This is a genomic window from Mesorhizobium sp. B3-1-7, from assembly GCF_006439385.1.
Taxonomy (GTDB): domain Bacteria; phylum Pseudomonadota; class Alphaproteobacteria; order Rhizobiales; family Rhizobiaceae; genus Mesorhizobium.
Genome location: NZ_VFTL01000057.1, coordinates 17,767 through 31,161, shown reverse-complemented (window position 1 = coordinate 31,161; position 13,395 = coordinate 17,767). Strand labels below are relative to the sequence as shown.

The window sequence follows — 13,395 nt, the reverse complement described above, 5'->3', positions numbered from 1 at the left end:
GGATAGACTTCCCGCACTGACGTTGGGGTAAGACGTCGAAGACCAGACAAGTTGGGCGGGGTGCTGGGAGGGCGTCCTGCCGAACGAACGGCAGGGGTTCGCGCCCCGTCGCCAGCAATCGCAGCCATCTCCTCCCGAGATCAGACAGCCCGCAGCCGTCCCCGGCTGCCGGGCGGAAAGCGAGCAATGACGACAGTTCGACTTGGCATAAACCCGATCACCTGGACCAATGACGACGTGCCGGAACTGGGCGGCGACACGCCGCTCGAGACCTGCCTGAGCGAAACCGCGGAAGCCGGCTATGCCGGCACCGAGCTCGGCGGCAAGTTCCCGCGCGACAGCCGGACGCTCAGGCCCATCCTCGACCATTACGGGCTGGCGCTGGTCTCCGGCTGGTATGACGGGCGCATCTGCGAGAAGGATGTGGACGAGGAATTCGAGGCGATCCGGCCGCATCTGACGCTGCTTCGAGACCTCGGCGCCCGGCGCGTCGTCTATGCCGACACCTCGCGCGGCCGGCATGGCGCGATCCACGACCCGATCTCGCAGCGGCCGAAGCTGATGGACGGCGAATGGAAGGCCTATGGCGCCAAGATCACCCGGCTCGCCGAGCGTTTTTCCGATTTCGGCGTCGGCATGGCCTTCCACCACCACATGGGCACCATCGTCGAGACCGACGCGGAGATCGACAGGCTGATGCACAGCACCGGCGAGGCGGTCGGCCTGCTTTACGATACCGGGCACTGCGCCTTTTCGGGCGGCGACCCGGAGCAATTGCTGCGCCGGCATGTCGAGCGCGTCGTGCATGTGCATTGCAAGGATGTGCGCCCGGCGGCGCTGAAGAAGGCGCGCGACGCCGACATGAGCTTCATGGGCGCGGTGATGGAAGGCATCTTCACCGTGCCGGGCGACGGCGCGATCGACTATCCGTCGCTGCTGAAGATCCTCGCCGACCAGGGCTATTCCGGCTGGCTGGTGGTCGAAGCCGAGCAGGATCCGGCCAAGGCGCACCCCTTGACCTATGCCACGATGGGCTACCGCAACCTGAAGAGGCTGGCGCAAGGCGCGGGCTTCTACGTGCACGAGCGCGCACAGGAGGTCCGCCATGCCGGCTGAACGCAAGGTCGTCATCAACATCGACGATGTCGGCATGTGCCACGGCGCCAATGTCGCCTATCTGAAACTGAAGCGCGCCGGCGCGGTCGACAGCGGCTCGGTGATGGTGCCCTGCCCCTGGTTCCTCGAGATCGCCGAGGAAGGCGCGAAAGACGCTTCGCTCAATCTCGGCGTCCACATCACGTTGACCTCCGAGAAGAAATATTACCGCTGGCGGCCGCTGACCAAAGCGAGCCAGGTTTCCGGCATCGTCGATAGCGATGGCTATCTGTTCCGCTCCGTGCCGGAATTGCGCGCCAGGGGCGAGCCGGACGCGGTCGAGGCCGAGTTGCGGGCGCAGATCGACGCGGCATTGGCCGCCGGGCTCTCGCTCACCCATATCGACGGCCATATGGGCGCGGTGTTCTCGCCGGAATTCGTCGACCGCTATGCGGCGGTCGGCATCGACTACGGCCTGCCGACTTTGTTTCCGAAAAGCATTGCGGTCTACGGACCGATCCATAATCTCGGCAAGCTGGACGACGTCGTCTATGCCGCGCCGGGGAAACGGCTGGAGCAAGCCGGCCAGACGCTGGCGAGCGCCGTGCTGGAAACGCCCTGGCATCGCAACCAGCCGGCCCGCGCGCGCTATGAGGCGCTGTTCAACCAGATTGGCGAAGGGCTCAATTTCCTTTGCCTGCATGCCAATGCGCCCGGCGAGATCGAGGAGATCGAGCCGAATTCGGCGCAGATCCGCATCGATGAATTCGACCTGCTTCCAGACCCGGACTTCATGGCCTTCGTGGAAGGATTGTCCATCCGCCGCGGCTCGCTCCGGGATTTCCGGGCATGATCATGCCCGCAAGGAGAGACCTGCAATCATGACGAAATGGCCTGACCAGGGAGGGGGTCGAGGCCAATACTTGGGAACACAACAACAACTGAGGAGAACCACTATGAGTGCCTTATTCTCGATCCGGAATGTGCTCGGCGCCGCGGCGCTCTCGCTTGCTTTGGCCGGCGTCGGCATTCTGCCTGCGCCAGCCCAGGTGAAGAAGGAAAGCGATGTGCGCATCGTCTTCGTCACCCACGGCCAGGCCAACGACGTCTATTGGAGCGTGGTGAAGAACGGCATGCAGGCCGCCGCCCAGCAGCTCGGCGTCAAGGTCGAATACCAGGCGCCGGAAACCTTCGACGTGGTGCGCATGGCGCGCATGATCGAGGCGGCGACGGCGTCCAAGCCGGACGGGCTGGTCGTCTCGATTCCCGACATGGACGCGCTGAAGGCGCCGGTGGAAGCGGCCAAGGCCGCCGGCATCCCGGTGGTGGTCATCGACAGCGGTGAGGAAGCGGTGGAGCCCTGGGGCCTCGACCTCTTCGTCGGCGGCGGCTCGGAATACGACAATGGCGTCAAGGCCGGCGAGATCATGGCCAAGGCCGGCGTCAAGAAGGGCATCTGCATCAATCACGAAGTCGGCAATGTCAGCCTCGACAAGCGCTGCGAAGGCTATAATGACGGGCTGAAGAAGAGCGGCGGCTCCTCCGACGTGGTCGCGGCCACCATGGACCCGACGGACGTGACGCGCCGTGTCGAAGGCTACCTCACCGCGCATGCGGACGTCACCGGCGTGCTGACGCTCGGCCCGACCGTCGCGGCGCCGCTGCTCAAGATGTTTTCGGATGCCGGCACGATCGGCAACTACAAGATCGGCACCTTCGACCTGTCGCCCGAGATCCTCGATGCGGTCGCCAAGGGCACGATGATGTTCGGCATCGACAACCAGCAATATATGATGGGCTATTATCCCGTCGTCTTCCTGACCAACAAGGCGATGTACAAGACCTTCCCGACATCCGCCGTGCGCACCGGTCCGTCGTTCATCATGAAGGATGATGCCGCGGCCGTACGCGATCTCAGCAAGGCCGGCATCCGCTGATGCTATAATGGCCCGCCGGCGCTCTAAGATAGAGCGTGATGTCGTCCGAAAACCGCTTCACACTTTTCGGCATCATGCTCTGGCCGGCGGGCACTTGTTGGACACGGAATCCGGACGGAAGCCAAGGCGAAGCCGCCGAACCTGCCGCTTCGGATTTTTCCTGGGGTGCCCTGGACGTTTATTGGGATGACGATCTTGACCGATGCACTGAACCCGGCCCATCCACCCGAGCCGAAGCCCGTTTCGCGACGCCTGGTGCGCCTGATGCGGCGGCCGGAGCTCGGCGCCATCACCGGCACGGTCATCGTCTTCCTCGCTTTCGGCATCACAGCCGGCAATAGCGGCCTGTTCTCGATGGCCGGCATCGCCAATTTCCTGCAGGTGTCGGCGCAGCTCGGCATCCTTGCCGCGGCGGTAGCGCTTCTGATGATCGGCGGCGAGTTCGACCTGTCGCTGGGTTCGATGATCGGCTTTGCCAGCGTCACAATCGGGCTTTGCGTCACCCAGTTCGGGCTGCCGATCCCCGCGGCGGTGGCGATCGCCTTCGTCATCGCCATCATCGTCGGCGCTTTGAACGGCATCCTTGTGGTGCGCACAAGGCTGCCCTCCTTCATCGTAACGCTGGCAGGCCTGTTCATCCTGCGCGGGCTGACGCTGGCCATCACGCGCACCGTCACCGGGCGCACGCAGATCCCCTATATCATCGACGGCCAGGAAGGCAGCTTCGTGGTCTGGCTGTTCGGCGGCAAGTTCGGCGCGCCGGTCTTCGCCTGGCTCGCCTCGCATGGCGTGATCGACGCCCGGCCCGACGGCTCGGCGATGGTGCAGGGCCTGTCGATGTCGATCCTGTGGTGGGTGTCGGTGACGGCCTTCGCCACATGGCTGCTGGTCAAGACGCGCTTCGGCAATTGGGTGTTCGCCGTCGGCGGCGACGACCGCGCGGCACGCAATGTCGGCGTGCCGGTCGACCGGGTGAAGATCCTGCTGTTCATCGGCACGGCGCTGTCGGCGACGCTGTTCGCCGTCATCCAGGTGCTGGAAGCCGGCTCCGCCGACACGCTGCGCGGCACGCAGAAGGAGTTCCAGGCGATCATCGCGGCGGTGATCGGAGGCTGCCTGCTCACCGGCGGCTACGGCTCGGCGATCGGCGCCATGTTCGGCGCGCTGATCTTCGGCACGGTGGAGATGGGCATCTTCTACACCGGCATCGACACCGACTGGTTCCAGGTCTTCCTCGGCTCGATGCTGCTGATCGCCGTGCTGGTCAACAATTACGTGCGCCGCAAGGCGACGGAGGCGCGCTGACAGATGGCCGAGCCCGTTCCGCTCATCGAACTGCGCAACGTCACCCGCCGCTTCGGCTCGGTGACGGCGCTGCGCGACATGTCTTTCGCCGCGCATGCGGGCGAGGTCCACTGCCTGCTCGGCGACAACGGCGCCGGCAAGTCGACGCTGATCAAGACGCTGTCGGGCGTGCACACGCCGAGCGAAGGCCAGATGTATGTCGACGGCAAGCCGGTAACGTTCAGTTCCCCCAGGCAGGCGCTGGACGCCGGCATCGCCACCGTCTTCCAGGACCTGTCGATGATCCCGCTGATGAGCATCACCCGCAACTTCTTCCTCGGACGCGAGCCGGTGAAGGGCTGGGGGCCCGCCAGGCGTATCGACATGAAGGCGGCCGATGCGATCGTCTATGACGAGCTCGGCAAGATCGGCATCAATGTGCGCGATCCGCAGCAGGCGGTGGGCACGCTTTCCGGCGGCGAGCGGCAATGCGTGGCGATCGCGCGCGCCGTCTATCACGGGGCGCGGGTGCTGATCCTCGACGAGCCGACCTCGGCGCTCGGCGTGCACCAGGCCTCGATCGTGCTGCGCTATGTGGCGCAGGCGCGCCAGCGTGGGCTCGCCGTCATCTTCATCACCCACAACATCCACCACGCCTATCCGATCGGCGATGTCTTCACCATGCTCAACCGCGGCCGTTCGCTCGGCACGTTCCGCAAGGGCGACATCACCGAGAAGGAGGTGCTCGACATGATGGCCGGCGGCCGCGAGATCCGCGAATTGCAGCAGGAACTGGAGCGCTTCAGCAAGCCGGGATCCGGCGCGGAAGCGGCTACTCACTGAGGCATTACAGAAGGTAGAAAAATGATCGACGCCGCATTGTTCGGCGCCGGGCTGATCGGCTCGGTGCATGCGAAAAACCTTGCCCGGCATCCGGGGGTGCGCCTGCGCACTATCGTCGACCCGCGCCGCGACGCGGCCGAGCGCATCGCCACCGGAACAGGCGCCGAGATCGCCGACACCGCGACGGTGATGAACGACCCGTCGATCAAGGCGGTGGTGATCGCTTCCGCCACCCGCACCCATGCCGACCTGATCGTCGAGGCCGCCGGCAAAGGCAAGGCGATCTTCTGCGAGAAGCCGATCGACCTCGACATCGCGCGCACGGACGAATGCCTGGCAGCCGTCGAGAAGGCCGGGGTGCCGCTGCAGATCGGCTTCAACCGGCGCTTCGATCCGTCCTTCGCTGCTGTGAAGCGAAGGATCGAGGCCGGCGAGATCGGCGCCGTCGAGCAGGTGATCATAACCAGCCGCGACCCGGAGCCGGAGACCGAGGAGGCGCTGGCCGGCGGCGGCGGCGTGTTCCGCGAGATGACCATCCATGATTTCGACATGGCGCGTTTCCTGCTCGGCGAAGAGCCGGTGGAGCTCTTCGCGACCGGCTCCTCGCTGGTCGAGCCCTACTATGCCACGCTCGGCGATTACGACACGGCGATGTTCATCCTGCGTACCGCGTCGGGCCGGCAGTGCCACATCAACAACAGCGTGCGCGCCGTCTATGGCTACGACCAGCGCATCGAGGTGCATGGCTCGAAGGGCATGCTGCAGGCCGGCAACCGCACGCCGACCTCTGTCAGTCTCAGCGGCGAGAACGGGATCGCCGCAGACCGGCCGCTTTATTTCTTCGTCGAGCGCTATGCCCAATCCTACGAGGCGGAGATCGACCATTTCATCCAGTCGGTCGCCGCAGGGCGGAAGCCGGCGGTCGGCGCGGCGGACGGGCGCAAGGCGATGATCCTGTGCGAGGCAGCACTTGCCTCGGCCAAGTCCGGCCGCTTCGAGCCGGTCCGATTCTAAGGCGTGACGCCTTGCCCGCTGCCCTATCTCACATCGACCCAGCGCTGCTCCTGGAACGAACGCGCCATGGCATGCACGGTGCGCTCGATCTCCAGCCCCTCGTCGAAGTCGATGATGCGGGCCGGCCTGCCGGCGATGCGCATCAAGAGCTCGCGGCATTCGATCATCTTGAGGTCGTTGAAGCCGAGGCCGTGGCCGGGCGCCGGCAGGAAGGAATCGTAGGGCTTGTGGTGCGGCGCGACCAGGACGGTGCGGTAGCCCTGTTCGGTCGGCCGGTCGGCGGTGAGGTAGAGCTGGAATTCGTTCATCCGCTCCTGGTCGTAGAGGATCGAGCCCTTCGAGCCGAAGATCTGGATGGCGATGCGGCCCTTGCGGCCCCAGGCCGAGCGATTGACCATGAGCGTGCCGGCAACGCCGTTTTCCAGATGCATCAAGACGCTGGCGATGTCGTAGGTCTCGACCGCGCGGCGGGCGCCGGAAGCGGTCTTGCGGTCGGCATAGGGTTTGACCATGTCGCACATGACGCGGGAAACACGGCCGAACAGCAGCTTGATCAGCGACAGCGGATGGACGGCGAAATCGTCGAGCGCGCCATAACCGGACGAAGCCTCGTGCTTCCAGAAGAACAGTGCTTCCGGGTCGGCCATGAAATCCTCGTCCATCTCGATGCGCACGAGGTTGACGTCGCCGATGATCTTTTCCGCCAGCAGCGCGCCGATGTGGCGGATGGCGGGGTTCTGGATGTAGTTGTAGCCGAGCACGGCGACCCTGCCGGATTGCTTGGCCGCGGCGGCCATGGTCTCGGCCTCGGCGAAACTCGGCGCCATCGGCTTCTCGCACCACAGATGTTTGCCGGCTTCGAGGATGGCGATCGCCATTTCGGGGTGGAACTGGTTGGGCGTGGTCAGCGAGACGATTTCGACGTCCGGATCCTCGACCACGGCGCGCCAGTCGCCGGAGCCTTTTGCGAAGCCGAATTCGCCGGCCTTGCGCCGGGCAAGCTCGTCATTCACCTCGCCCAGATGCACCAGTTTCGGCTTCTCGACATCGGGAAAGACCGTGCCCACCGCATTCCAGGCGATGGCGTGGCACTTGCCCATGAAGCCCGTGCCGATGAGGCCCACTCCGACCATGTCGATTGTCTCCGCGCCAGAGCAATTCCAGGAAAAGTGCCGAGCGGTTTTCCGTCCGGAATTGCGTCAACAAACAGATGGAGCGGTTGCGTGAAAGCGGAATCGCTCCGGGGAAATACTGATGTGGATGAATTAGTCCATTTTGGTAAAGAATGGAACATCCAAATCATTTTTTATGGTGTTCTTGCGCGAACTCGTTATGATGAGGCAGGAGAGGGGCAAACCTTATGGGCGTGGGCGGAGCGACGATGGACGAACGGGTGCCTCGCGATTTCGAAACGCTGCGCGCGACGATCCTGGACAGGCGCGCGAGCCTGCCCAAGCGCATTGCGCAGATCGCCGCCTATGCGCTCGACAACCCCGACGACATCGCTTTCGGCACGGCGGCAAGCATCGCCGCCTCGGCCGGCGTTCAGCCCTCGACGCTGATCCGTTTTGCCCAGCAGCTCGGCTTCGACGGATTCACCAGCCTGCAGCAGGTTTTCCGGGAGCGGCTGCGCGAACGCAACTCCTCCTATGACGAGCGGCTGGCGGCGCTGCGCGCCAAGGCCGAGGACGGCGGCGGGCATCGGGCGATCTTCGACGGCTTCGTCGCCGCCGCCAGCACCTCGCTGGGCGATATTTCTCGCGCGCTGAACGACGGGCATTTCGAAGAGGCGGTGGCGCTTCTGGCGAAGGCCGAGACGATCTATGTGCTGGCCAAACGCCGATCCTATCCGGTGGCGTCCTACATCGCCTATGCGCTGGGCAAGCTCAAGATCCGCAACCAGCTGGTGGAATCGGCCGCCGGCCTGAATGCCGAGATGATCGGCTTCGCCACGCCGCGCGACGCAGTCATCGCCATCAGCTTCTCGCCCTATGCGCCGGCGACCATCGACGAGACGCGCTCGATCGCGGAACAGGGCGTACCGATCGTGGCGATCACCGACTCGTCCTTCTCGCCGCTGGCGCAATTCGCAAAGGTCTGGTTCGAGGTCGCCGAGGCCGATTTCGGCGGTTTCCGCTCGATCTCGGCGACGATGGCGCTGGCCATGGCGCTGACCGTCGCCGTCGGCGAGAAGCGCCGCGAAGCCGGGCGCCGGCGCAAGGGCTGAGCCTCGCCGAGGAGCGCTTTTCGGCATGGGAACGCTCATTCCATATTGACTGTAGATTGGAATTAATATTTCATATTGACGACACCACGCCGTCGCTGGCGCGTGCTGTCCAAAACGACGCTGCTCTATCCAACAAGGCCGATGGGAGGTTCGAATGGGCGAAGCCGTGGAAGGGAAATACCCGCCGCTCGACGTCATCACCATCGGCCGCGCCTCGGTCGATCTCTATGGCCAGCAGATCGGCTCGCGGCTGGAGGACATCGCCTCTTTCGCCAAGTCGGTCGGCGGCTGTCCGGCCAATATTTCCGTCGGCACGGCAAGGCTCGGCCTGCGCTCGGCACTGCTGACGCGGGTCGGCGACGAGCAGATGGGCCGCTTCGTCCGCGAGCAGCTTCGGCGCGAGGGCGTGTCTGTCGACGGGCTGAAGACCGACAAGGAACGGCTGACGGCGCTGGTGCTGCTTTCGGTCGAGAGCGAAGGCGTCTCGCCGATGATCTTCTACCGCTCCGACTGCGCCGACATGGCGCTTGCCGAAGAAGACATCGACGAAGCCTTCATCGCCTCGGCGCGTTCGGTCGTGGTCACCGGCACGCATTTCTCGCGGCCCAATTCGGATGCCGCGCAGCGCAAAGCGATCCGCCTGATGAAGGCCAAGGGCGGCAAGGTCGTGTTCGATATCGATTACCGCCCGAACCTCTGGGGCCTTGCCGGCCATGCCGAGGGTTTCGAGCGCTATGTCAAATCCGACCGCGTCTCGGCACAGCTGAAGACCGTGCTGCCGGATTGCGATCTCATCGTCGGCACCGAGGAGGAGATCATGATCGCGTCGGGCGCCGACGATTGCCTGAGCGCGCTGAAGACGATCCGCGCGCTGTCGTCGGCCACCATCGTGCTCAAGCGCGGCGCCAAGGGCTGCATCGTCTATGACGGCCCGATCAGCGACGACCTCGAGGACGGCATCGTCGGCAAGGGTTTCCCGATCGAGATCTACAATGTGCTGGGTGCCGGCGACGCCTTCATGTCCGGCTTCCTGCGTGGCTGGCTGGGCGGCGAGAGTTTTGCCACCGCCGCGACCTGGGCCAATGCCTGCGGCGCCTTCGCCGTATCGCGCCTGCTTTGCGCGCCGGAATACCCGACCTTCGAGGAGCTGCAGTTCTTTTTGAAGCACGGCAGCAAGCACCTGGCGCTGCGCAAGGACGAGGCGATCAACCACATCCATTGGGCGACGACGCGGCGGCGCGATATCCCCTCGCTGATGGCTTTGGCCTGCGACCATCGTGTCCAGCTCGAGGACGTTGCCGCCAAGATCGGCGCCGACGTTTCGCGCATCCCCGACTTCAAGGTGCTCACCGTCAAGGCGGCGGCAAAAGTTGCCGCCGGCCGCGACGGCTACGGCATGCTGATCGACGAGAAATACGGACGCGACGCGATGTTCGAATTCGCACGCCATCCCTTCGCCTGGCTCGGGCGTCCCGTCGAATTGCCCGGATCGCGGCCGCTGCGCTTCGAGTTCTCGCAGGATATCGGCTCGCAGCTCACCGAATGGCCGGTCGACCATTGCATCAAATGTCTGTGCTTCTACCACCCGGACGACCCGGAAGCGCTCAAAGTCGAGCAGCAGCAGAAGCTGCGCGCTTTGTTCGAGGCGGCGAGGAAGGTAGGCCGGGAACTGCTGGTCGAGATCATCGCCGGCAAGCATGGCAAGCTCGACGACACCACCGTTCCGCGCGCGCTGGAGGAGCTCTATGCGCTGGGCATCAAGCCGGACTGGTGGAAGCTCGAGCCGCAGGCTTCGGCGGGCGCCTGGGCGAAGATCGAACAGGTGATCGTCAGGAACGATCCCTGGTGCCGCGGCGTCGTGCTGCTCGGGCTCGAAGCGCCACAGGACGAGCTGGTCGCGGCCTTCGCGGCAACCGCCAACGCGCCGATCGTCAAAGGTTTTGCCGTCGGCCGCACCATCTTCATCAACGCCGCCGAACAATGGCTGGCCGGCAGGATGTCGGATGACGAAGCGGTGGCCGACATGGCCGCGCGCTTCGAGCAGCTGACCGAGGCGTGGCTTGCCGCGCGCGGCCGCAAGGCCGCATAAGAAAAACGGCGTCAACGAAAGCCGGAGGAAACGACAATGAGCAAGACCGTTCGCCTGACCATGGCGCAGGCGCTAACCCGCTTTCTCAGCCGGCAAATGACCGAGATCGACGGGAAGACGGTGCCGATCTTCGGCGGCGTCTGGGCGATCTTCGGCCATGGCAACGTCGCCGGCGTCGGTGAGGCGCTCTATCAGGTACGCGACGAGCTGCCGACCTTCCGCGCCCATAACGAGCAGGCGATGGCGCATGCGGCGATCGCCTATGGCAAGGCGAATTTCCGCCGCCGCTTCATGGCCGCGACCTCTTCGATCGGCCCCGGCGCGCTCAACATGGTGACGGCGGCGGCGCTGGCGCATGTGAACCGGTTGCCCGTCCTGTTTTTGCCCGGCGACGTCTTCGCCAACCGCCTGCCCGACCCGGTGCTGCAACAGGCCGAGGATTTTTCCGACGGTACGGCGACCGTCAACGACTGTTTCCGCCCGGTATCACGCTATTTCGACCGCATCATGCGGCCGGAGCAGATCATCCCGGCGCTGAACCGCGCCATGCAGGTGCTGACCGATCCGGCCGAATGCGGCCCGGTCACGCTCTCGCTCTGCCAGGACGTGCAGGCCGAGGCCTATGATTATCCCGAAAGCCTGTTTGCCGAACGCGTCTGGACGCCGCGCCGGCTGCGCCCGGACCGCAATGAACTGGCCGCCGCCGTCGCGGCGTTGAAGGGCGCCAAGAAGCCACTGGTGATCGCCGGCGGCGGGGTGCTCTATTCGCAGGCTTCAAGCGAACTGGCCAAACTGGTGCAGGGCGCCGGCATCCCCGTCTGCGAAACGCAGGGCGGCAAATCCTCGCTGCCGGACGATCATCCGCTCAACATGGCGGCCGTCGGCGTGACCGGCACCTCCGCCGCCAACCGGCTGGCCGAGGAAGCCGATGTCGTGCTTGCCGTCGGCACCAGGCTGCAGGACTTCACCACCGGCTCCTGGGCGCTGTTCAAGAATGCCGGCCGCACCATCATCGGCCTGAACACCCAGGTTTTCGACGCCGGCAAGCATTGGGCCTTGCCGCTGGTCGCCGATGCCGCCGAGGGTCTGGCCGAATTGGCTTCCGCGCTGAAGGGCTGGAAGGCGCCGGCCGCCTGGACCGACAATGCGCTGAAGGGCAAGACAGAATGGCAGGCCGCCGCCGCCAAGGTGACGGCCTCGACCAACGCGGCCTATCCTTCCGACGCGCAGGTGATCGGCGCCGTGCAGCGGGCGATGGGCTCCGATGTGACGCTGCTGCATGCCGCCGGCGGCCTGCCCGGCGAATTGCACAAGCTCTGGCAGGCCGGCGCGCCGGGCTCCTACCATGCCGAATACGGCTTCTCGACCATGGGCTACGAGATCGCCGGCGGGCTCGGCGTCAAGATGGCCAAGCCCGACCAGGAGGTCGTCGTCATGGTCGGGGACGGCTCCTATCTGATGCTCAATTCCGAGATCGCCACCTCGGTGATGCTGGGCCTCAAGCTCACCATCGTGCTGCTCGACAATCGCGGCTATGGCTGCATCAACCGGCTGCAGATGGCGACCGGCGGCGCCAATTTCAACAATCTCCTGAAGGACGCCCGCCACGAGGTGATGCCCGACGTCGACTTCGCCGCCCATGCGGCGAGCCTCGGCGCCGTCGCCGAGAAGGTGGCGTCGATCGCGGAACTGGAGACGGCGCTGGCCAAGGCCAAAAACAATGACAAGACGACGGTGCTGGTCATCGACACCGATCCGCTGGTGTCGACCGATGCCGGCGGCCATTGGTGGGATGTCGCCGTGCCGGAAGTCTCCGCGCGGCCCCAGGTGAACGCCGCGCGCAAGAAATACGAGGAAGCCGTGGACAGCCGGCAAGGCTGAGCCGGCGTCCGCCTCATAATGAACTGACATCGGAGCGAAGACTTGAAAGCCAAACTGGGCATGTCCCCCATAGCGTGGTGGAACGACGATCTCGTGGAACTGAGCGATGACGTGTCGCTGGAGGAGTGTCTGCGCCAGTCGCGCTCGGCGGGCTTCACCGGCATGGAGATGGGCCGCCGCTTCCCCAACGACCCGAAGGTGATGCTGCCGATCCTGAGAGAGGCCGACGTCACGCTTTGCGGCGGCTGGTTCTCCGGCACGCTGGTCAATGAGGACATGGCCAGGAACAAGGACCGCATCCAGCCGATGATCGACCTGTTCAAGGCGGTCGACGCGCCCTGCATCGTCTATGGCGAGGTCGGCCGCTCCATCCAGGGCGATCGTTCGAAACCCTTGGCCACCAAGCCGACGCTTACCGGCGACGAGATGAAGGCCTATGGCCGCCGCGTCACCGAATTCGGCGAATGGTGCGCGGACCAAGGCATGCCGCTTTCCTACCACCATCACATGGCGGCGGTGGTCGAGACCGAGCCGGAACTCGACGCTTTCATGCGCCATTCCGGCGAAGGCATCCCGCTCCTGCTTGATGCCGGCCATCTGGCCTTTGCCGGCGGCGATGTGCTGCGCGCCATCGACAACCACCACAAGCGCATCAACCATGTCCATGTGAAGGACGTGCGCATGGGCGTCATCGACGGGCTCGACCGCTCAAAACAGTCCTTCCTCGATGCCGTGGCGCTCGGCGCCTTCACCGTGCCGGGCGACGGCTCGCTCGATTTCGGCGCCATCGTCCAGCGGTTCGCCGATCATGGCTATGAGGGTTGGTTCGTCGTGGAAGCCGAGCAGGATCCGAAGAAGAACCCGCCGCTCAAGATGGCTCAGGTCGGCCACAAGGAGTTGATGCGGGTGATGACGGCCGCCGGCTACACGGTCGAAACGCAGGGTTTTCCGGCCTGAACGGTGGATTAGTCATGAATGATGGATTAGTCCGGGCACTCGGTCTATCTGATGCGCTTTGGGCAAAT

At 65.0% G+C, this 13,395-nt stretch carries 11 protein-coding genes; 10 read left to right on the top strand and 1 reads right to left on the bottom strand.

Annotated features, from left to right (window positions below; genetic code table 11):
* Nucleotides 1-186: 186 nt before the first annotated feature.
* The 6 genes from iolE (FJ417_RS31525) (at nt 187) to iolG (ending at nt 6,173) form a co-directional block, all read left to right on the top strand.
* The gene (iolE, locus tag FJ417_RS31525) at nt 187-1,116 is read left to right on the top strand and encodes a myo-inosose-2 dehydratase (RefSeq protein ID WP_140786146.1); all 930 of its coding nucleotides are present in this window, start codon (nt 187-189) and stop codon (nt 1,114-1,116) included.
* Nucleotides 1,106-1,948, top strand: a complete 843-nt coding sequence (locus FJ417_RS31520) for a polysaccharide deacetylase family protein (protein WP_140786145.1) — start codon at nt 1,106-1,108, stop codon at nt 1,946-1,948. The genes iolE (FJ417_RS31525) and FJ417_RS31520 overlap by 11 nt, the downstream gene beginning before the upstream one ends.
* Nucleotides 1,949-2,051: 103 nt before the next feature.
* Nucleotides 2,052-3,032, top strand: coding sequence for a sugar ABC transporter substrate-binding protein (locus FJ417_RS31515; RefSeq protein WP_140786144.1), 981 nt, complete (start codon nt 2,052-2,054; stop codon nt 3,030-3,032).
* A gap of 195 nt (nt 3,033-3,227) precedes the next feature.
* Nucleotides 3,228-4,337: an ABC transporter permease gene (locus FJ417_RS31510; protein WP_246687613.1), complete on the top strand. Its 1,110-nt coding sequence runs from the start codon at nt 3,228-3,230 to the stop codon at nt 4,335-4,337.
* A 3-nt stretch (nt 4,338-4,340) separates the two neighbouring features.
* On the top strand, nt 4,341-5,159 hold the full coding sequence (locus FJ417_RS31505) for an ATP-binding cassette domain-containing protein (RefSeq protein ID WP_140708407.1): 819 nt from the start codon (nt 4,341-4,343) through the stop codon (nt 5,157-5,159).
* A gap of 21 nt (nt 5,160-5,180) precedes the next feature.
* The gene (iolG, locus tag FJ417_RS31500) at nt 5,181-6,173 is read left to right on the top strand and encodes an inositol 2-dehydrogenase (RefSeq protein ID WP_140786142.1); all 993 of its coding nucleotides are present in this window, start codon (nt 5,181-5,183) and stop codon (nt 6,171-6,173) included.
* A 23-nt stretch (nt 6,174-6,196) separates the two neighbouring features.
* Here iolG and FJ417_RS31495 read toward each other — a convergent pair whose 3' ends face one another.
* Nucleotides 6,197-7,306 (bottom strand): Gfo/Idh/MocA family oxidoreductase, encoded by a 1,110-nt coding sequence (locus FJ417_RS31495; protein ID WP_140786141.1) that lies wholly within the window; start codon nt 7,304-7,306, stop codon nt 6,197-6,199.
* Between the two features lie 248 nt (nt 7,307-7,554).
* On the opposite strand from FJ417_RS31495, the gene FJ417_RS31490 reads away from it, so the two are divergent.
* The 4 genes from FJ417_RS31490 (at nt 7,555) to iolE (FJ417_RS31475) (ending at nt 13,327) form a co-directional block, all read left to right on the top strand.
* On the top strand, nt 7,555-8,400 hold the full coding sequence (locus tag FJ417_RS31490; protein WP_181175512.1) for a MurR/RpiR family transcriptional regulator: 846 nt from the start codon (nt 7,555-7,557) through the stop codon (nt 8,398-8,400).
* Between the two features lie 154 nt (nt 8,401-8,554).
* A complete protein-coding gene (gene iolC, locus FJ417_RS31485) occupies nt 8,555-10,489 on the top strand; it encodes a 5-dehydro-2-deoxygluconokinase (RefSeq protein ID WP_140786140.1) in 1,935 nt (644 codons plus the stop codon).
* Nucleotides 10,490-10,525: 36 nt separating this feature from the next.
* On the top strand, nt 10,526-12,370 hold the full coding sequence (iolD, locus tag FJ417_RS31480; protein ID WP_140786139.1) for a 3D-(3,5/4)-trihydroxycyclohexane-1,2-dione acylhydrolase (decyclizing): 1,845 nt from the start codon (nt 10,526-10,528) through the stop codon (nt 12,368-12,370).
* A 42-nt stretch (nt 12,371-12,412) separates the two neighbouring features.
* Complete coding sequence (gene iolE, locus FJ417_RS31475) at nt 12,413-13,327, top strand: myo-inosose-2 dehydratase (protein ID WP_140786138.1); 915 nt, start codon at nt 12,413-12,415, stop codon at nt 13,325-13,327.
* Nucleotides 13,328-13,395 lie beyond the last annotated feature (68 nt).

Coding starts and splice junctions, on each gene's coding strand:
- iolE (WP_140786146.1), top strand. CDS start 187: ATGACGACAGTTCGACTTGGCATAAACCCGATCACCTGGACCAATGAC.
- FJ417_RS31520 (WP_140786145.1), top strand. CDS start 1,106: ATGCCGGCTGAACGCAAGGTCGTCATCAACATCGACGATGTCGGCATG.
- FJ417_RS31515 (WP_140786144.1), top strand. CDS start 2,052: ATGAGTGCCTTATTCTCGATCCGGAATGTGCTCGGCGCCGCGGCGCTC.
- FJ417_RS31505 (WP_140708407.1), top strand. CDS start 4,341: ATGGCCGAGCCCGTTCCGCTCATCGAACTGCGCAACGTCACCCGCCGC.
- iolG (WP_140786142.1), top strand. CDS start 5,181: ATGATCGACGCCGCATTGTTCGGCGCCGGGCTGATCGGCTCGGTGCAT.
- FJ417_RS31495 (WP_140786141.1), bottom strand. CDS start 7,306: ATGGTCGGAGTGGGCCTCATCGGCACGGGCTTCATGGGCAAGTGCCAC.
- FJ417_RS31490 (WP_181175512.1), top strand. CDS start 7,555: ATGGACGAACGGGTGCCTCGCGATTTCGAAACGCTGCGCGCGACGATC.
- iolC (WP_140786140.1), top strand. CDS start 8,555: ATGGGCGAAGCCGTGGAAGGGAAATACCCGCCGCTCGACGTCATCACC.
- iolD (WP_140786139.1), top strand. CDS start 10,526: ATGAGCAAGACCGTTCGCCTGACCATGGCGCAGGCGCTAACCCGCTTT.